Consider the following 21038-nt stretch of genomic DNA (forward strand, 5'->3'; position numbering starts at 1 on the left):
CCGCGGTACATAGAGTACCGCGGCCAACATTAACTCTGAATTATTCTTCTTCGCCGTACATAGCTACGAGCTTATTCAGATAGTCATATCTTGCTTTTGCTTCAGATTCGTTCTTAGCAAACAGTCTTGCTGCTTTCTCAGGATTCTGACGCTGTAAGGAGTTGTAACGAACCTCGCCGTTCAGGAAGTCCATGTAGTTCTCCATATCCGGTGTCTTGGAATCCAGAGCAAACTTCTTGTCTGCTGCCGGGTTGAAGCGGAAGTTGTGCCAGTATCCGCACTTAACTGCCAGTTCTTCTTCTGTCTGAGCTTTTGCCATACCTTTCTTGATACCATGGTTGATACATGGAGCGTATGCAATGATCAGAGACGGTCCCGGATAAGCTTCTGCTTCAGCGATTGCTTTAACAGTCTGGTTGAAGTCAGCACCCATAGAGATCTGTGCTACGTATACATAGCCATAGCTCATTGCGATGGAAGCCATATCTTTCTTCTTGGTCTCTTTACCGCCAGCTGCGAACTGAGCGATAGCACCTGTCGGTGTAGATTTAGAGGACTGTCCGCCTGTGTTGGAGTAAACCTCTGTATCGAATACCATAACGTTGATGTCACGTCCGCTTGCGAGAACATGGTCAACACCACCGAATCCGATATCGTAAGCCCATCCGTCACCACCGAAGATCCACTGGGATTTCTTGGACAGATAATTCTTCTGAGCAAGGATTTCTTTTGCTGCGTCACATCCGCATGCTTCAAGAGCTGCGATCAGTTTGTCTGTTGCTGCACCGTTTGTTGCTCCAACAGAGAATGTATCCAGCCATTCCTGACCAGCTTCTTTCACTGCTTCATCTTTGCCTTCTGCTACAACAGCTTCAACTTTTGCTTTGAGGCCATCACGGATAGCTCTCTGAGCAAGAAGCATACCATAACCGAACTCAGCGTTATCCTCGAACAGTGAGTTAGCCCATGCCGGACCCTGTCCCTTAGCGTTGGTTGTATATGGTGTAGACGGTGAAGAGTTACCCCAGATAGAGGAGCATCCTGTAGCATTTGCAATGTACATTCTGTCACCGAACAGCTGTGTGATCAGTTTAGCGTAAGGTGTTTCACCACAACCTGCACATGCTCCGGAGAACTCGAGCAGAGGCTGTTTGAACTGGCTTCCCTTAACAGTTGTTTCTTTGAATTTAGCAACAACTTCTTCTTTGATCGGAAGTTCTCTTCCGTAATCGAAGAATTTCTGAAGTCCTGCGTTTGCTTCCATGTTTTCCATAGCAAGGGCTTTTGCACCTTTCTTGCCTGGGCAGACATTTGCACAGGAACCACATCCTGTACAGTCATAAGCTGATACAGTCATGGTGAATTTGTATTCTTTCATTCCTGTCATTGGAAGTGTAGCCATTCCCTCAGGAGCGTTAGCTGCTTCTTCTTCTGTCAGTGCTACCGGACGGATTGCTGCGTGTGGGCAGACATAAGCACAACGGTTACACTGGATACAGTTTTCTGGCTGCCATACCGGTACGTTTACAGCAATACCACGTTTTTCGTATGCTGCTGTTCCGGACGGTGTAGTACCATCAACATATTCTGTAAATGCGGATACAGGGAGTGAATTACCTTCCTGAGCATTGATCTTGCACTGGATGTTGTTTACGAAATCCTGAGCATCCTGAGCGCCGTGAGTTGCATGAGCCATGAAGAGTCCCTCATCCTCTGCATCTTTCCAGCTTTCCGGAACCTGAATCTCTACAACCTGTTTTGCACCGGCATCGATAGCTGCCCAGTTTTTCTGAACAATATCATCACCTTTACGTCCGTAAGTAGCTTTAGCAGCTGCTTTCATCAGTTCGATTGCCTGCTCTTCCGGAATGATTCCTGTAAGTTTGAAGAATGCAGACTGAAGGATTGTGTTGATACGTGTTGGTCCCATGCCGGTCTCGATACCGATCTTCACACCGTCGATGGTGTAGAATTTGATACCATGGTTAGCAATGAATGCTTTAACCTGTCCCGGAAGATGTTTCTCAAGACCTTCCATATCCCATGCACAGTTAAGAAGGAATGTACCACCGTCAACAAGTTCCTGAACCATGTTGTATTTGTTTACATAGGACGGATTATGACATGCAACAAAGTTTGCTTTGTGGATCAGGTATGTGGATTTGATCGGTTTCTTACCGAAACGAAGGTGAGACATTGTAACACCGCCGGACTTCTTGGAGTCATAATCGAAGTAAGCCTGAGCGTACATGTCTGTGTTATCACCGATGATCTTGATGGAGTTCTTGTTTGCACCTACAGTACCATCTGCTCCAAGTCCCCAGAACTTACAGTTTGTAGTTCCTTCAGGAGTTGTAACAAGCGGTGCACCTGTTTCCAGGGAAAGGTTTGTAACATCATCAACAATACCGATTGTGAATTTTTCTTTTGTTGTGTTCTCATATACTGCAACGATCTGTGCCGGTGTAGTATCTTTGGAACCAAGACCATAACGTCCTGTAAAGATCTTAACGTCTTTGAATTTGCTGTCCTTTAATGCAGCAACAACGTCAAGGTACAGAGGCTCGCCAAGTGCTCCTGGCTCTTTTGTTCTGTCGAGAACGCTGATCTGTTTAACGGAATCCGGGATAACATCGATCAGGGCCTGAGCGCAGAATGGTCTGTAAAGACGAACTTTAACAACACCGACTTTTTTGCCTGCTGCTGCAAGGTAATCGATTGTCTCCTCGATTGTATCGTTTACGGAACCCATAGCGATGATGATGTGCTCAGCATCTTCTGCTCCGTAGTAGTTGAACAGTTTATAGTCTGTTCCGATCTTTTCGTTTACTTTGTCCATGTATTCCTGAACTACTGCCGGAAGAGCATCGTAGAACGGGTTACATGCTTCTCTTGCCTGGAAGAAGATATCCGGGTTCTGAGCAGAACCTCTCTGACATGGATGGTTCGGGTTGAGTGCATGGTCACGGAATGCCTGGATAGCTTCCATATCTGCCATGTCCTTCAGATCCTCATAATCCCATGTCTCGATCTTCTGGATCTCGTGAGATGTACGGAATCCATCGAAGAAATTGATGAACGGAACTTTACCTTTGATTGCTGCAAGATGAGCAACCGGTGTAAGGTCCATTACTTCCTGTACGGAAGATTCGCAGAGCATTGCACATCCGGTCTGACGACATGCCATAACGTCGGAGTGGTCTCCAAAGATAGAAAGTGCGTGAGAAGCAAGTGCACGAGCGGATACGTTGATAACGCCCGGAAGCTGCTCACCAGCGATTTTGTAAAGGTTCGGGATCATAAGAAGAAGACCCTGGGATGCAGTATAAGTAGTTGTCAGGGCACCTGCTGCCAGAGATCCGTGTACTGCACCTGCAGCACCTGCCTCAGACTGCATCTCTGTAACCTGTACTTCCTGTCCAAAAATGTTCTTTCTTCCCTGAGTAGCCCACTCATCTGTTGCTTCCGCCATAACAGATGAAGGAGTAATCGGGTAAATAGCAGCTACATCTGAGTATGCATAAGAAGCATGAGCGGCTGCATGGTTACCATCCATGGTTTTCATCTTTCTTGCCATAGTTTGTTTTCCTCCTTAAAGGTATGATGAAAATAATTTTTATCTCTAGACCAGTATGTGGTCTAAAAGTCCATTCATTATTATAGCATAAGCCTTTTGGATTGTCCAATCTGGATTGTAATTTTTCTGTATATATTTACATACAAAAAAAGTTGCAGTCCGCTTACTTTTGGTGAACTGCAACAATTTCTGACATCCACTATGGCTGTTCTCTCACAGCCTGTTTCTGTTTTCCAAATGAAAAATATCCTCCAGATTCTTCTCCTGAAGCATTTTGCATAGTTCTTTCTGAACTCTTTGAAGCTCCCTGTGTACCGTACATGCCTGGTTTCCGCTCCCATCACACGTACACTGATATCCCGGCTCCAGACAGTCTATAATAAAGAATTCCGGATCTATCGCCGTATAGACATCATAAAGTGTCAGCTCTTTCGCCACCCGATTCAGTGAGTACCCCCCATGTACTCCCCGGAATCCCTTTACGATCCCCGCTTTCTGAAGCTTCTTGAGAATCTTGTAAGCAAACGGTGCTGTGATAAATTCCTTTTCACAGATTTCACCCACACTCATTCTCCTGCTGTCCGCAAGTGCACGGACGACCCTGACTGCATAATCACATTCCCTGGTAATCAACATAGTTTAAGCCCTCTCCCAACTGTCTCTCAGGCATCCTTCTCCAATATGCCCTTTATTTGTTTTCGTACCTTTTGTTTCTTACTACAGCTCATCCTGTAGATTATATCAACATCTTTGTATAAATTCAACATTTTTTTATATCTTATCATCTTTATTTTAATCAAATTCAACAGCTTCTCTGTTTTTTCGGAAAAATCCGGGATTAAGTCTTGCAAAATCCTCTTTTTACTGTACAATGAGGTGTGAATGCATAAAAAACAAAAAGAATACTAAGAAACCATAATCAAGAAAAGAGGTACTTTATGATTTCAGCAAATAATATTACACTGCGTGTTGGCAAGAAGGCTCTTTTTGAAGATGTCAACATCAAATTCACAGAAGGAAACTGCTATGGTCTGATTGGTGCCAACGGTGCCGGTAAGTCTACTTTCCTTAAAATTCTTTCCGGACAGCTTGAGCCGACCAACGGAGACATTGTGATCACTCCCGGTCAGCGTCTTTCTTTCCTGCAGCAGGATCACTTCAAATACGACTCCTTTCAGGTTCTTGATACCGTCATTATGGGAAATGCCAGACTGTATGAGATTATGAAAGAAAAAGAAGCCATCTATGCCAAGGAAGATTTCACTGACGAAGATGGAATCCGTGCAAGCGAACTCGAAGGTGAATTCGCAGAGATGAACGGCTGGGAAGCAGAATCCGATGCCGCAACTCTTCTTAACGGACTTGGCATCGAATCCGAACTCCACTATACACAGATGGCTGACCTTACCGGAAGCCAGAAGGTCAAGGTTCTTCTGGCACAGGCACTTTTTGGAAACCCGGATATCCTTCTCCTCGATGAGCCTACCAACCATCTTGATCTTCCGGCTATCGAATGGCTCGAAGAATTCCTGATCAACTTTGACAATACCGTCATCGTTGTATCCCATGACCGTTATTTCCTTAATAAAGTCTGCACACATACTGCGGATATTGATTATGGCAAGATTCAGCTGTATGCCGGAAACTATGATTTCTGGTTCGAATCCAGCCAGCTTCTCATCAAACAGATGAAGGAAGCCAACAAGAAAAAAGAAGAAAAAATCAAAGAACTTCAGGAATTTATTTCCCGATTCAGTGCCAACGCATCCAAATCCAAGCAGGCAACTTCCCGTAAGCGTGCCCTGGAAAAAATCCAGCTTGACGATATGCGTCCGTCTAGCCGTAAATATCCTTACATTGATTTCCGTCCAAACCGCGAGATCGGAAATGAAGTCCTCATGGTAGAAAACCTTTCCAAGACTATCGATGGCGTTAAAGTTCTTGACAACATCAGCTTTACACTCGGCCATGATGACAAGGTTGCTTTTGTCGGTGCCAACGAACAGGCAATCACTACTTTCTTCCGCATCCTTACTGGTGAACTGGAACCGGATGAAGGAACTTACAAATGGGGTGTTACTACTTCCCAGGCTTATTTCCCGAAGGACAATACACAGGAATTCGACAATGATCTTACCATTACAGACTGGCTGACACAGTATTCCGAGATCAAGGATGCAACTTATGTGCGTGGTTTCCTCGGAAGAATGCTTTTCCCTGGCGAAGACGGTGTCAAGAAAGTCCGTGTTCTCTCCGGTGGTGAGAAAGTTCGTTGTCTGTTATCCAAGATGATGATCTCCGGTGCCAACATCCTGATCCTTGACGAGCCTACCAACCACCTCGATATGGAAAGCATCACTGCACTCAACAATGGTCTGATCAAATTCCCGGGTGTTATTCTTTTTACCTCACACGACCATCAGTTTGTGCAGACAACTGCAAACCGCATCATGGAAATCCTTCCTGACGGAAAACTGATCGACAAGATCACAACCTACGACGAATATCTGGCAAGCGATGAAATGGCCAAGAAACGTCATGTATTCGAGATCAACGAGGAAGATGCATCCGATAACTAAGGATTGGCGTATATTTTTTGAATATTATAAAGTAACAAAATCCCCTGCTTCTGTCATCAGACAGCACAGGGGATTTTTATATAACTGTTCACTTCAGTACCTTCACAGCTATCAGTCTTTCATTGTAATATCTGCAAGCTTCCCATTTGTAACCTCAAGAAGTGGCTTCAGAGGAACCTTAAGTGTGAGGCCTATCCTTCCTCCGCTCACATAAATCTCAGAAAAATCTCCGGCAGATGCGTCATATACTGTCGGATATGGTTTCTTCATTCCCAGAGGACTGCAGCCACCTCTCACATATCCGCTGATCTTGAGAATATCTTTGACATGTATCATGTCAACTGCTTTCTCTCCGACAGCTCTGGCAGCCGCCTTACGATCAACTTCCTTCTCTATCGGCACTACAAACACATAATATCCTCCGCTTTTTCCCTCCATAATAAGCGTTTTAAACGACTGCTCATAGGGTGCACCGATTAAGTCAGCACTGTGGATTCCATCTATAAACTCATCACATTCATAAGGAAATGCCTCGTATTTGATTTTCTGACGATCCAACATCCTCATTGCATTTGTCTTTGCTTCTTTTGCCATTCTGTCCTTCTTTCCTGCCTCTTACCTGGCATTTTTGTTTCGTCCGGTGTTTTTCTTTGTATTCTTTCTGGAAATCTTATTCCATATTTCTTCTCCCTCGCGGTCATCCTCATCCATCATTTCCTGAATCACCTGCTCATCCAGAAATTCTTCATCGATCGGTTCTCTGTCATAATATCCATCATCATAATCATCATAGTAATCATCATACCGATCCTTCTCATAAATATCATGTCTGGTCTTCCCCGCACTTCTGACATTACCGCTTCTGACATTTACAGTTCTGTCTGCAGATGCCGCAGACCTCTTCGGGCGATATACCACAGTCCCCTCCAAATCCAGTTCCTGTTCGTCCTGTCTGGTCCTGCGTGTTTTTTTATTTTCAAGCGGAACATCTACCACTCGCTTCCGTCTGGCAGGAGCATATTCTTGCGAATTGGTCTCACGACTCTTAGGCTTTCTCTGGCATCCTGATTCTTCTTCTATTGCCGCTCTTCTGTCTGAAGGATACTCAGCGCTGTCCCTGTAGCCGGGATTTCTTTTGACTTTTTTGACCCTTTCCGGCTCATATTCCTCTTCTTCTATTACGACACGGCGATTTGTCGCAAACTGAATCAGCATACCAAGTAAAGCACAGAGTGCACTCAGTCCCAAACCATAGGGAATATCATCCAGTCCTCCAAGCTTTGCCAGCGAAATCCCCGCCATCGCACCTCCAAGAAGACTGGTTCCAACGATCAGAACTTCTCTTGCCCATTTCATGGCAAGTGCACCAAGTCCGACTCCCAGCAGAAGACAGAAGAAAAAGACCAGCGAAGTAGTCGGATGAAACACATAAATTCCAAGTCCCAGTCCAATACCGGCTCCGATCACAAAAATTCCGATCTTGTAACTGAGGAAAGCGATCACTGCAAGCAGAATTCCAACTCCGATCATAATCACCGCATACATATATTTTTCCTGAATTCCCATAGTATAGGCCACACCAAGACCAATACCGCCTCCGATCAGGAATCCGAACAGCATCATCCAGAAACGAAGCAGTCTGTATCCAAGGACACAGTTGATTATTCCCAGAACAAGAAGAGCTGCAAATCCGATCATTGAAACACTGTCCAGGGCCGACATTGTCCGTGTCTGTTCCATGGTACCCATTATCTGTTGTAATATTCCCGTCATAACGCGCCTCCTAAAACATAAAGTACATAGTCTTGAGATTATCCAGAACTCCATAATGATATTCCACCGTGCTGAGTCCGTAAAGTCCCATATAATATCTTGCCACATTCTGAATATCTTCACTGCCGCCGCTCTGGATCCACTCCTGGTAAACCTGGTCAAAATCTTCCTGGTTTTTGAACTTGAAGCGCACAACTGCCGCCCCGTTATCCAGCCGCATACAGCAGTAATCATACAAAGTCTGATAATCATACATATCAAAATATGCCTGATTCAGTACATAAAAATTCTTATCCGTTGCCGTACATTCCGGTAACGAAAATTCTTTCGAAGCAGTATACACCTGCTCATATTCCTGCGGAAACGGACACAGATAGTCATAAATAATGGTCTTATGCTCCGCAAGCTGGACTGCATCTCCCTCAAGAAACCTTGGCTGATCACCATTGGTCGCATCCACATAATAATACTGTCCGTCAATCTGTACAATATTCCATGCATGACCCTCATCGCTGTCTCTGGTATCTCCCTCTACGTAAATACAGGGAACTTCCAATTGTTCCAGAAGATACTGCACTGCTCTCGCATATCCGGCACAAACCGCCTGTTTTCTCCAGAAAATCCCTGCTACATTCTGGTCATCCTCGGAAGAAGCATATTCCGCTGTATCAATGATGTAGGAATAAACCGTCTTAACCTTCTCATAGGTGTCTGCTCCCTCCGGGATCAGACTGCTGACTGCTTCTCTGGCATTGTACATTGCCTGCCGGATCTCTGTTATTTCTTCTTCTGTGTATGTATAACCCGGAGAAAACTCACAGTAATCACTTCCCTGATAGGAAGTTGTATATACCTCCTGACGGTTATGAACCCAGAACAGTTCCGGATGATCCTTAAGAAGTGCATGGTAAACCTTATTAATCTTTGTTTCCTCCGAAGTAGTCAGATAAAAACCATTTTCTCTCTTTCGGATTCCGTTTAACATCTCCCGATAAATTCTTTTCTCAGACTCTTCAAGAAGATGAAAATAATATTCCTGATAGCCTTCCTCATCCGTATCCGCTACGCTTTGCTCCCGCAAATTCTGTACCTCCGAAGGCTCCCTGTCAAAAATCCCCTTCGTCACATCCGTGATCACAGCCTTCTGGTCTGTACTGTCACCGTTATCTGCCAATTTATGGAAGCACGTATTCACGCCCCATCCCAGAATAACAGCCAAAATTATAAACAGGCATACTTTTTGAGGCAACCTGTGTTTTCTCATCTCTTATTCCTCTGTTTTCCTGATATTTTGAGGCCGTTCAGTTCTCTTACTATTATATGACAAAAAATATTCTCATTTTCCCTTTGAACAGTTATGCCTCATCTTTCATTATAGCACAACGAAAAAAGAGTCTGTATTATGGATGTTCAGAAGGCCAAGGAAAAAACCCGCGAAAATCATGCAAAGATCTTCGCGGGTCTCTCTCAGCTGTCAATCCTCAAATTCTATCTGAATATCACTGTTATCCGGCTGCTGCGGATAAATCACCGCATCATTCTTAGAAGAAACTGTCGTTCCTTTTTTGAGGATTTGCTTAAGGCTGTCTGTCATTTCTACGGTTGCACTTTCAACAGTAGTTCCGTCAGACAACATATCTTCTGTATCGTCCTGTCCGATATTAATATCATCTTCAAAACTGATATCAACTCCGGTTGTATCTTCCTTCGTATCCTCTTTGGTTCCTGCTGTACCTGTCAGGAGTGCTGTATCTGATATAAAATCTCCATCTGACGTTTCTAATGTATCTGTACTTACTTCCTGAGCCTGCGCATTGTCTGCTGTCTCACCGTCACTGACCATCTGGGCAAGTTCTTCCTCTGTCGGATAAAATGACGGCTGACGGATATAGCGGAAGCTTGCTCCATATGCCTCACCAACAGTAACTCCGTTTTTGCTGGAAGAACAATGTACTGCGATCCAGTCTCCCGCATCTGTCTTGCCGCAGATGATGCCTACATGATTATCACTTCCGGATTCCGGACCATTCTGAAATACCAGATCTCCCGGCTGTGCATCCTGCTCACTGACTACATTGGCCTTCTCCCATTGATCTGAGGTTCCGTCTCCAACGCTGTTCTGCATATTTGTACTGTCATATCCGTTGATCACAGCCCATGTAACAAAGCCACTGCAGTCCAGTCCATATGCTCTGGTAGTTCCTGTACTCGGACTTCCGGCCGCTGAAACCTTCTCAGCAGTTCCCCAGCTTGAGTCCTTACCGATCACTGTGGATTTACCACCCCAGAAATAACCAACCTCACCGATCAGAGAATATGCAGCTGTGATAACATTAACACGTTCCTCAGAAATATCATCTCCGACACTCTGGCGCACAAAGCCCCTGGCATCCGTAACTATCGCACAGAGAAGCTTACAGTCCGTCTCTACATATTTCTTAAGAGTTCCTCTCTGATCCTGTGCGATATTATTCTGCTTAATGTAAGTATTGATATGATAATTTCCATAGGAAACATGGGTGTTATTCTCTTTGTCGCGTACTATCGGATTCATCTTCTCAAAGATTTTGGCGAGTTCGTCCTTGCTGGAAGAATCCAGCTTAAATTCCTTAACACCCTTCTGGCTCTGCTCGTACACATAAACAGCAAGGATATCCTGCCAGTTACGGACAAGAAGAGAATCTGCTGATGTGGTAAGACCGTCATCTCTGTTGTCACTGGCATCTGTCAGCTTATTCTTTTGCTTATACTCCTTCTCAATCTCATCCATTACAGATGAAAAATCATCAGAGAAACTAAGCTGATAATTTTCTTTCAGGCTGTCCAGATAAAAATCCTTGCCGGCATGAAGATTCGACACATAATAAACCGGTGTACCTGTCTTACCAGTCACATCTGTCTTGGTTCCGTCAGAAATATCTGTATTATTTCCATTATCGCCATTCTGTTTCTTCTTAAGTGCTGTAATCTTCTCTTCCATACTGACCAGCGCCTGGTAATTCGTCACCATTGTCTGCTGATCACTTGTCAGATTGTTGTATGCCTTTCTGAGCGCCTGCACTTTTGCTTCATCCTTCAAGGTAAGCGTCTGATCTGCCAGGGTTCTGATCTGATCGATCAATTTGGCAACTGCCTCCGGAACTGCTGCCGTCGGTGTCTGTGTCACTGTCGGTGCCGGTGTCACTGTTGCAGTAGGATCAGGCACTGTTGTCGGCTCCGGTGTTGTTGTCGGTTCGACGGTAGGATCAGGTGCTGTCGTTGGCTCAGGTGCTGTTGTCGGTTCCGGCGCTGTTGTCGGCTCCGGGGCTGTCGTTGGCTCCGGGGCTGTCGTTGGCTCCGGGGCTGTCGTTGGCTCCGGCGTCGGCGTTTCTGCTTCAGCGCCATCGCCCAGGTCGCTGCCATCACTGAAATCACCAGAGGCTTCTATCTCTTCATCTGCAGCCAGAATAGACATCGGACTGGATAAAACCATTGCTGAAATCATTGTAATGCATAAACACTTTGTCAGATATTTATTTTTCATCCTGCAAAAAAAACTCCCTTCTGCGGCCATATTTCTCTCTTACAGAAAGAAACATGTTAAAATCTTCTAACTTACTTAATAACTGTGCTTATTTTAGCATACTGTTTTTTCAAAATCAACCGCCGGAGTGTAACACTCCGGCGGATTTGGGTAAATTTCATATTTTTTTCATATTTTCAGATATCTGCTGCTGGCACTCCCTGGACAGCTGTCCGAAGACAAAGCTGAAACAATCCCTGAAATACCTGAAAGCACACGCTGAGAATATAATGTATATCCTCATCGATCGAACGTTTCCTGTCAAGATAGACCTTATGTCGCTCTCTGATATAATCAGTCAGCTGATTCAATGAATCAAAACGCAGGTTCTTCTCCACATAAATATCCGCCCTGCCGCTTTCAACAAAATCCTTGAGTTCATTCTTCAGATGTTTCTCATAAGTATTATGCTGACGCAGAGAACCGTCAAATGTCTTATTATGCGGAAATGTAAAATAATCTGCAATATAATGCATGATCTCACCGGCTCTTCTCCAGAACACCCGGTCATTGCATTTACCTGTACTCTTCTCTATCAAATGGTAGATCTTTCCCTGTACCTCATCAAAGGTGCCAAAATATTCATGTCTCTTGGTTACAAAGGATGGCTGAATGTCCGGAAGAATATTTCCAAGACAAAATGCTTTTCTATGTGACTGTAAGCTCTCATTAGCAGGCATCTGGTCTGCCAGATATCTTGCTAAAAGTATGTGTGATTTCTTTCGCAAAATAAACACTTCTTTCTATCTGCAATCATAACGTATTTACTGTAACCAAGATATACTATAGCAGATATCTTTCTGTTTGTAAAATAAGTTTTTGTGAATTTTAATATTTTTCTTCAGTTACACCCAATGCCATACTATGCTGAGCGGCATGTCTTCTTTCAACAATTTCTTTCGGATATCCGATCACACCGTTATTGTCATAGGGATCATTAAAATAATAGTTTTTCTCATCATATCCCACAAGGAGCATACAATGTTCATTCGATGTCCAGCAAAACTTCTCCCCCGAATCCAAAAGCCGCCATTCCGGTCCTGGAATTTCCTCTCTCATATTAATACAGGCCCAGAAAACAACCGGCATATTCTGATCAATATATTTTCTTAAAAGTTCAGATACCGGCGTTCCCGTTTCATCCGGAAATTTGTACCTGTCACCTGCTACTCTTTCAAGAGCTTTCCGAAGTCCCCCTGCATAGATTCCAAATCCATCCTCATCATAAGGATTTCCACAGAAGCATTCATTCGGATCCGGTCCATACAAAACTCCATCCCTCAATTCCATATCCCGACATTCCAGCCCATTCTCAATAAACTCATCAACCGTAATATCATATCCCAGAAATCTGAGCAGCATAACAGCCGATACGCTCTCACATCCTGTAGGATATTTTATACTCTGATCTATATATGGAACTGTTATCTTATGCATGCTTTTTTTCCTGCATATCTGCACATTGTTCTTTTCCATTACTGATTCTCCTGAGTACATTCAGTATAATCAAGAGCAGGACAAGACTGATTCCCAGAACCACCCACCAGATGTGTATAAATCCGGCAATAATATAACCAATAAAAGACACAACAGCAACAACTGCTGCATACTGCATCTGCGTCGTCACATGATTAATATGATTAGACTGCGCTCCTGCCGAAGACATAACAGTTGTATCCGAAATCGGTGAGATATGATCTCCGCAGACTGCCCCTGCCAGAACTGCTGACACAGCAATGATCATCATCTGCACATTCTCTGAACCCGGGAACATGGCTATGGCAATAGGAACAAGAATTGCAAAAGTTCCCCAGCTTGTTCCTGTTGAAAATGAAAGAAATACTGCAACAACAAACAAAACTGCCGGGAGTATAACGCTTGCAGATGCATTATTTCCCACAATATTTTTTACAAAGGTGCTGATCTCCAGGGCATCTCCCATTCCCTTCAATGACCAGGCAAATATCAGAATCGCGATTGCCGGTATCATCATCTTGAATCCCTCTACAAAGCTATCCATAAAGCCTTTGAATGTAATGACTTTTCTCGGAAGATACAAAAGCATCATAAAAAATACTGTTATCATCGTTGCAAAGATCAGACTTGTCTCTGCGTCACAGCCTGAAAATGCAGTTACAATATCTGTCGCTCCGCCAAGGAATCCAGTATAGATCATTGCTCCAATCGCTGAGATGATCAGAACCAGAACCGGCAGTACCAGATCTGTTACCTTTCCTTTCGCAGATATTTCCTCTTCTTTTACCTGTTCAAACTCCTCTCCACCAGAAGTAAAGAGATCTCCTTTTTCTGCATTTTTTTCATGAATCTTCATCAATCCAAAATCCAGACCCGTGGTGATAACAAAGACTACCATTACCAGGGTAAGGATTGCATAGAGATTATACGGAATCGTAGAAAGAAACAGCTGAAATCCAGTGATACCCGCATCATCCGGCACATAGGAATTCACCGCAGCTGCCCAGCTGGAAATCGGTGCTATGATGCAGACTGGTGCTGCTGTAGCATCAATAATGTATGCCAGCTTTGCTCTGGATACCTTATAGCGGTCTGTGACAGGCCGCATAACAGAACCGACGGTCAGACAGTTAAAATAATCATCCACAAAGATCAGCACTCCAAGGCCTGTAGTTGCCAGCAGCGCACTCTTTTTGGATTTAATCTTGCTTCCAGCCCATTTTCCATAGGCTGCTGATCCACCTGATTTTGACATCAGGACAATGATCATTCCAAGCAGAACATCAAAAATCAGAATATTCAGATTCATACTGTTCTTCATTATTTCAAAAAAAGCTACAAACGCCTCCCACGGGTGAAACCCTGTGTACAGCAGCGCGCCTGCTGCCACTCCGATAAAAAGCGAACTATAAACTTCTTTTGTTACCAGTGCCAGTACAATTGCCAGCAGCGGTGGCACAAGTGACCACCAAGTTCCAATAAACATTGAACCATCCATCTCTTTTCCTCCTCATGTGTTATAATTCTAATGTAAATCTCTCAAAACAATTATTGTGTTATATTCGCACTCTTTAACTTTGTTATTTTCCAAAAATCAATACACTTTTTCAAAAGTAAAAAAAGAATAGTATCCACCAATAAGCGCATAATGCAGTTTACATATTCACTTTTATTTACAATCCACAATTTTGCAAACAAAGTGCTGTCCAGTGAGTGAACGATCAGCATATACATAGAATATTTTCCCAAATATACGATCGGCCTTGATATGCTAAGGTTGCACAATAAAACTGAAAGTTCTGAAAGCATCCACGTACCAAAGAACGCCCCAATATAACACAAAGGATACATTGGATACTTTCTCGGAGCTAACTGCAGGTAATCATCTTTCATGTAAAAAATAACAAAAAATATCACTATCCAAATCACAAATGCCACAACAAATTTAAATAAAGGCTTTTCAGATACATTTATTTTTCTAAAATACAATGCTATGTACAAAAACGGTATAACCGCCAGTACAACATCAAATGAAAACGGCAGCCAGACAAACTTGCCTATAAAAACACCAGCTACAGATAATACACACGAAACCAGCATCAACTTTATTTCATCAAGATACAAATGCAGAGTATCTAAAAGTGTTCTGCTGCAAAATAGTACTACGCAAAACCACGGAATGGCCAATGCCGGAACCGATACGGGAAAGCTTTTGGGAGAGTTCCGGCTTCCACTGCAAAACACAATTGTCTTAAATTGTTCTTTCAAAAAAGCTGGTACAAAAGCCAATGACTCCCATTCTTTCATATCCGTCAAAAATCTATACACCAGACATATTAGGAAAATAGATATCACCGGAATAATCAAATGCATAAATGATTTTCTGGTTTTTGCTTTTAATTCTCCTTTATCCAAAGAGAATCTATATGTCACACAACTCAGCATAAAAAAAAGAGGCATATGAAAAGAAAAAATCATCCCCCTTATCAGATCATCTGATATGGTATGACCAATTATAACAAGAAGCATTGTTATACCCTTCGCATAATCGATCCATTTTACTCTTACACATTTTCCCATTTATTCACCTGTCATTTTCAAAATCTCTGTTGCTGATTACAGATACCATCCTGCGCACAGTAACAACTCATTTACTGATGCAATATTATAGAAATTTCATACTACAGAAAGCCCTCGGAATTAACTCCCGAGAACTTTCATACTATTCATATAAATTATGAGCATTCTACTCAGCAACTTATTTTTCTGCTAGATCAACCCTGAGTTTTTCAGCCATTTTCAATACTGTCAAAATCAGGTGTTCCATAGAGGTCGAACGGTGTACTCTGATATACGTAATAATTCAGCCAGTTCGTATACAGATTATTCGCATGGGCTCTCCACATAAGCAGCGGTTTGTTTGTCGGATCATCCTCTCGATAATAATTTTCCGGAATTTCAATCGGAAGCCCTTTGCTCACATCACGTTTATACTCTCCATCCAGTGTAACCCTGTCATATTCCGGATGTCCCATGACAAAAATCTTTCTTCCGCCTTCCGCCATTGCAAGAAAAAGCCCGGCCTCCTCAGATTCCGCCAGAATTGTAATGTCTTTGCAGGCACGGATATCTTCGATCGGCACCTCTGTATGTCTGGAGTGTGGTGCAAGGAACATATCATCAAACCCCCTTACCAGCGGGATTTTGCGATTCAGTACTTTGTGCCAGAATAATCCAAACATTTTATGGTCAAGCTGACGTTTCTTAAGTCCGTAAAAATGATACAGACCTGCCTGTGCTGCCCAGCACAGGAAAATTGTCGAAGTCACATGGCTTTCGGTCCAGTCCATAATCACCTGAAGCTCGTTCCAGTAATCCACTTCCTCAAATTCCATCTGCTCTACCGGTGCTCCTGTTATGATCATTCCATCAAAACGCTTCTCTTTCAGTTCAGAAAAAGTTTCATAAAATTTATTCAGGTGGCTGAGAGACGTATTTTTCGCCTCATGACTTGCCACCGCCATAAATGTCACATCAACCTGAAGCGGTGTATTGGAAAGAGAACGAAGAAGCTGAAGTTCTGTTTCCTCCTTAAGCGGCATCAGGTTCAGGATCAGAATCTGAATCGGACGGATATCCTGATGCACAGCCCTTGTCTCGTCCATAACAAATATGTTTTCTCTTTCCAGAATTTCCTTTACCGGCAGTTCTCCCTGTATCTTGATAGGCATTTTCCCATTCCTCCTCGTGTATATCTTTCTGTTTTGTTCGTTACTGTTCATGGCAAAACACCTCGCGGAATATTACCTGTGAACAGTTACTTTTATTCTTCTGTCATTTTGAGAAAATCCGTTTCTGACAAAATCGGAATTCCAAGTTCTCTCGCTTTTTTGTTTTTTGATGAATTGGAAGCTGTATCATTGTTGATCAGATAATTCGTCTTTCCTGTTACACTTCCTGTTACCTTTCCGCCAAGAGATTCTATCAGATTCTTGGCTTCTCCGCGGTTGCTGAAATGCTCCAGACTTCCTGTGATAACAAAATTCATTCCGGCCAGAGTCTGATTCTTTGAAATATCTTCTTTATTAATATGAAGATATCTGAGCAGATGATCCAGTCTGCGGTTATTATCCGGGTCTTCAAAGTATTTTGTAAGACTTCTCGCAATTACCGGACCAATGCCATCAATCGCACCGACTTCCTCTTCCTTTGCATTCCGGATCTGTGCCAGATCATCCTCGAAATGCCGGCAGATCACCTTCGCATTGGAAAGTCCGATGTTTGCAATGCCAAGACTGTAAAGCACTTTTGCCGGCACTGTCTCCTTTGCTTTCTCTATGCTGGCCATCAGGTTATCAAAGGACTTCTCCCCAAATCCATCCATTCCTACGATCTCATCACGATATTTCGCAATTTCAAAAATATCACCAAAATCATGAATAAATCCTTTGGCAATAAACTTCTCCAGTGTTGCCTCGGACAAACCATCTATGTTCATGGCATCCCTGCTTACAAAAAGCGTAAATGCTTTGATTTTTTTTGCAACACAATCCGGATTCATGCAGTAAAGAGACTCCACCTCATTCTCCTGAATGATCCTTGCTTCCTGTCCGCAGACCGGACAGATATGCGGAATTTCCAGTTTACCGCTTTTTGTCAGATTTTCTGCAATCTGTGGGATGATCATATTTGCCTTGTAGACCTGAATTGTATCACCAATTCCAAGCTGTAACTCTTTTACAATGCTCACATTATGAACACTGGCACGGCTGACTGTCGTTCCCTCCAGTTCCACCGGATCAAAAACTGCGATTGGATTGATCAGTCCTGTCCTGGACGGACTCCATTCGATCTCCCGCAGTATCGTTTCCCGGATCTCGTCTGCCCATTTAAAGGCAAAAGCATTTCGCGGGAATTTTGCTGTGCTTCCAAGCGAATCTCCATAAGCAATGTCATCATAGAGTGCAACCAGACCATCCGACGGAAAATCATTGTTCTCAATTGCATGAGAAAAATAATCCATTGCTTCATCCAACGTCTCGCCCGTGACCATCCGATATTCTACCACCTCAAATCCCTGAGATTTAAGCCACTGCATCTGATAAGCTCTGGAATTATGCATATCAACATCCTGTGCAGACACCAGCGCGAAAGCATAAAATCTTACATTTCTCCGGGCTGTGATCTGATTATTCAGCTGTCTGACTGATCCACTGCAGAGATTTCGAGGATTTTTATATTTTGCGTCCACATCCTCAATCGTTGCATTGATCCTCTCAAAATCAGAATACGTAATGATTGCTTCTCCTCTCAGTACCAGTCTTCCCTGATATGCGATCTTAAGCGGAATATTCTTGAAGGTTCTGGCATTGTTGGTAATAACCTCTCCTACAATACCATTTCCACGGGTAACTGCCTTCACCAGTTCTCCATGATCATAAGTCAGAACAATCGTAAGTCCGTCCATTTTCCAGGAAAGCAGAGATGGATGTGTTCCGATAAAAGCTCTCAGAGTTTCTCTGTCCTTTGTTTTATCCAGAGAAAGCATGGGCGATTCATGGGTTTCTTTCGGCAGTGCATCCACTGCTTCATATCCTACATTAACAGTTGGACTGTCTGCCAGAACGATGCCTGTTTCCGCCTCCATGCTTTCCAGCTGATCGTACAGATCGTCGTACTCTCTGTTGCTCATGATCTCCCGGTCTTCCTGATAGTAAGCCTTTGCTGCCTCGTTCAGTTTTTTTACCAGTTCTTTCATTTGGTTTACGGCTGATATTTCCATTGTGTCCTCCTGTTTCTTTGATTGTTTCGCTGGATGAATTCCTGATCCGGCTGTTTAACTCCACCCTTTCTTCAGCCCTTATATCGCGATATTCTCCAGGTTTCAGTCCGTCAAGAGTCAGATTCATGATCCGCACCCTCTTAAGCGTCTGTACCTGATATCCGAAATATTCACACATTCGGCGTATCTGTCGGTTCAATCCCTGTGTCAGAATGATCTGAAAACTTCTCTTTCCTGTTTTTCTCACAGTGCAGGGTCTTGTCACTGTATCCAGGATTGGAACACCGTTTCGCATTCCCCGTAGAAATTCTTCGTTGATTTCTTTATCTACTGTTACAGCATATTCCTTCTCATGGTAATTTCCGGCACGCATGATACGATTTACCAGATCTCCCTGATTTGTAAGAAGAAGCAGTCCTTCGGAATCTTTGTCCAGCCTTCCCACCGGATATATCCGAAGAGGATAATTCAGATATTCTGTCACCGTAGTCTCATTGCGCTGCTTCCTTGTACTGCAGACAATTCCTCTTGGCTTATAAAAAAGCAGAACAACCTTCTTCTCTTCTTTTATAACCGGTCTGCCGTCCAGACAGACAACTGCATCCGCCGGAATTTTCTCACCGGTTTTTATCATCCGGCCATCAAGTGTAACTCTTCCGGCATCCGTAAACTGATCGGCATCCCGTCTTGAGCATACTCCTGCATTGCTTAAGTATTTATTTATTCTGATCATTTCTGTGTTTTCTGTTTTATTTTTTTTGTCCATTGCTCTATTATATAATTTTTTCTTTTTCACCGCAAGAAAGAGTTTCTAATTATGGCAGCTGTTCACAGGTAATATTCCGCGAGGTGTTTTGCCATGAATATGGCAAAATCTGTCGAACTCTTGTATTTTTGTGTCAGTTATTGTATCATGTATAAAGTCTGGGATTTTCGTTTCACGAAACCCGGTATTATTTTAACAAATGTTAGGAGGAAACGGCATGCCAAGCCGCAAAAAACATACAAATCCGTTTCTGCTGCTCATCGCCATTGCACTGTGTCTCGTTCTTGGTGTCACACTCAGACAGTCCACTGCTGATTTTTCCATTCTTGAGGAAACTTCTTCCAGTATGACTGCCTCTTCTGACAGCCAGAAACAAGATAAGACAGATTCTGACCAGAAGGAAAATTCTGCCCCTTCTGCAACAGCCTCGCCAACTCCTGCCAAAAAGCCATCAGATTCTAAACGTAAGGTTTCTGATGAAGCAGCTTCAGGCGTGTGGACTTCCAGTGGAAGCAACTGGCTCTTTATGGTAGATGGCAAAGCACATACCGGATGGCTCACTGATACAGATGGCAAAACCTACTACTTCAACCAGGATGGCATCATGCAGACCGGTTGGGTAGATGCAGACGGGAAACGTTATTATATGGATCTGGATGGCATTATGCAGACCGGCATCATCACCGTCGATGGTAAGAGCTATGAGCTTCAAAGTGATGGTTCACTGAAGGGCTACTCGCCAAAAGAATCCACTCCAACATCCAAGCCGGAATCAGATTCATCCAACAGCAAAGAAAACAATAAGAAAGATTCTGATAAAAAAAATTCAGGTAAGAAAGATTCCGGTAAAAAGGATTCCAAATCACAGAAGCCTTCTGTCAAATATGCAGCTCTGACATTTGATGACGGTCCGAGTTCTTTTACCGACAGACTTCTTGACTGTCTGGAATCCAACAATGCCAAAGCCACTTTTTTTATGGTAGGAAAGGAAATCGACAGTTTTCCTGATGAGGTGAAACGTATGGAGGCACTGGGCTGTGAACTCGGAAACCATACTTACTCACATGCAGATCTTACAACACTCTCACCGGAAGATATGTCCGCAGAGATTGCCGGCGTAGATGAATCTCTCGTCAATCTGGTTGGACATGGTGCTACTGTACTTCGTCCTCCTTATGGATCGATCAATGATTCCGTAAGATCAACGGTTGGTACTCCTATGATTCTCTGGTCAATTGATACGTTGGACTGGGAAACACAGGATGCGCAGAAGACTGTTGATACCGTTATGTCTCAGGTTCAGGATGGTTCTATTATCCTGATGCACGACATCTTCAGTACCTCTGTTGATGCCGCTGAAATTTTTATTCCAAAACTGATCGAGGAAGGCTATCAGCTGGTCACAATCCACGAGCTCGCCAAGATCAAAGGAACTGAATTACAAACCGGCATTGCATACGGTGATTTTACCGGATAAACCCAAGTCATAAACAGCAGCAGATTCCTTAGAATATAAGGAGCCT

The 21038-nt window shown here is 43.4% G+C and carries 14 protein-coding genes and 1 pseudogene; 2 read left to right on the forward strand and 13 right to left on the reverse strand.

The annotated features are described in order from the left end of the window. Positions 1-40: 40 nt before the first annotated feature. Together nifJ and LIR34_RS01785 are read right to left on the reverse strand one after the other, a co-directional pair. Positions 41-3577 (reverse strand): pyruvate:ferredoxin (flavodoxin) oxidoreductase, encoded by a 3537-nt coding sequence (nifJ, locus tag LIR34_RS01780; RefSeq protein WP_161284389.1) that lies wholly within the window; start codon positions 3575-3577, stop codon positions 41-43. 213 nt (positions 3578-3790) lie between these two features. Beyond that, on the reverse strand, positions 3791-4213 hold the full coding sequence (locus LIR34_RS01785) for an RrF2 family transcriptional regulator (protein ID WP_161284388.1): 423 nt from the start codon (positions 4211-4213) through the stop codon (positions 3791-3793). Between the two features lie 302 nt (positions 4214-4515). Here LIR34_RS01785 and LIR34_RS01790 point away from each other — a divergent pair, with 302 nt between their 5' ends. Further along, positions 4516-6156, forward strand: coding sequence for an ABC-F family ATP-binding cassette domain-containing protein (locus LIR34_RS01790; RefSeq protein WP_161284387.1), 1641 nt, complete (start codon positions 4516-4518; stop codon positions 6154-6156). Between the two features lie 111 nt (positions 6157-6267). Here the strand turns inward: LIR34_RS01790 and ybaK are convergent, their stop codons facing one another. From ybaK to LIR34_RS01845, 11 genes and pseudogenes are all read right to left on the reverse strand, one after another. Continuing rightward, the gene (gene ybaK / locus LIR34_RS01795; protein WP_161284386.1) at positions 6268-6750 is read right to left on the reverse strand and encodes a Cys-tRNA(Pro) deacylase; all 483 of its coding nucleotides are present in this window, start codon (positions 6748-6750) and stop codon (positions 6268-6270) included. A 21-nt stretch (positions 6751-6771) separates the two neighbouring features. Continuing rightward, the gene (locus tag LIR34_RS01800) at positions 6772-7929 is read right to left on the reverse strand and encodes a TM7S3/TM198-like domain-containing protein (RefSeq protein ID WP_161284385.1); all 1158 of its coding nucleotides are present in this window, start codon (positions 7927-7929) and stop codon (positions 6772-6774) included. A 10-nt stretch (positions 7930-7939) separates the two neighbouring features. After that, positions 7940-9193, reverse strand: a complete 1254-nt coding sequence (locus LIR34_RS01805) for a transglutaminase domain-containing protein (protein WP_161284384.1) — start codon at positions 9191-9193, stop codon at positions 7940-7942. 210 nt (positions 9194-9403) lie between these two features. Continuing rightward, positions 9404-11452 (reverse strand): C40 family peptidase, encoded by a 2049-nt coding sequence (locus tag LIR34_RS01810; protein WP_173901692.1) that lies wholly within the window; start codon positions 11450-11452, stop codon positions 9404-9406. A gap of 176 nt (positions 11453-11628) precedes the next feature. Beyond that, complete coding sequence (locus LIR34_RS01815; RefSeq protein ID WP_265107696.1) at positions 11629-12228, reverse strand: zinc dependent phospholipase C family protein; 600 nt, start codon at positions 12226-12228, stop codon at positions 11629-11631. A gap of 91 nt (positions 12229-12319) precedes the next feature. Beyond that, the gene (locus LIR34_RS01820) at positions 12320-12928 is read right to left on the reverse strand and encodes a C39 family peptidase (RefSeq protein ID WP_161284490.1); all 609 of its coding nucleotides are present in this window, start codon (positions 12926-12928) and stop codon (positions 12320-12322) included. Next, complete coding sequence (locus LIR34_RS01825; RefSeq protein ID WP_161284382.1) at positions 12921-14465, reverse strand: Na+/H+ antiporter NhaC family protein; 1545 nt, start codon at positions 14463-14465, stop codon at positions 12921-12923. The genes LIR34_RS01820 and LIR34_RS01825 overlap by 8 nt, the downstream gene beginning before the upstream one ends. 50 nt (positions 14466-14515) lie before the next feature. Next, positions 14516-15547, reverse strand: a complete 1032-nt coding sequence (locus LIR34_RS01830; RefSeq protein WP_173901691.1) for an acyltransferase family protein — start codon at positions 15545-15547, stop codon at positions 14516-14518. A gap of 209 nt (positions 15548-15756) precedes the next feature. After that, positions 15757-16698 carry a homoserine O-acetyltransferase MetA gene (gene metA, locus LIR34_RS01835; RefSeq protein ID WP_173901690.1) on the reverse strand — a complete coding sequence of 314 codons (942 nt, stop codon included), beginning with the start codon at positions 16696-16698 and terminating at the stop codon, positions 15757-15759. A gap of 92 nt (positions 16699-16790) precedes the next feature. Beyond that, on the reverse strand, positions 16791-18749 hold the full coding sequence (gene ligA, locus LIR34_RS01840) for an NAD-dependent DNA ligase LigA (protein ID WP_244092140.1): 1959 nt from the start codon (positions 18747-18749) through the stop codon (positions 16791-16793). Between the two features lie 91 nt (positions 18750-18840). Beyond that, a pseudogene (locus LIR34_RS01845) lies at positions 18841-19515 on the reverse strand (pseudouridine synthase); the annotation flags it as partial. Positions 19516-19732: 217 nt separating this feature from the next. On the opposite strand from LIR34_RS01845, the gene LIR34_RS01850 reads away from it, so the two are divergent. Then, positions 19733-20992: a polysaccharide deacetylase family protein gene (locus tag LIR34_RS01850; RefSeq protein ID WP_173901688.1), complete on the forward strand. Its 1260-nt coding sequence runs from the start codon at positions 19733-19735 to the stop codon at positions 20990-20992. The last annotated feature ends 46 nt before the right edge of the window (positions 20993-21038 follow it).

It is taken from the genome of Blautia sp. MSK17_66 (genome assembly GCF_020538025.1).
Lineage (GTDB): Bacteria > Bacillota > Clostridia > Lachnospirales > Lachnospiraceae > Blautia_A.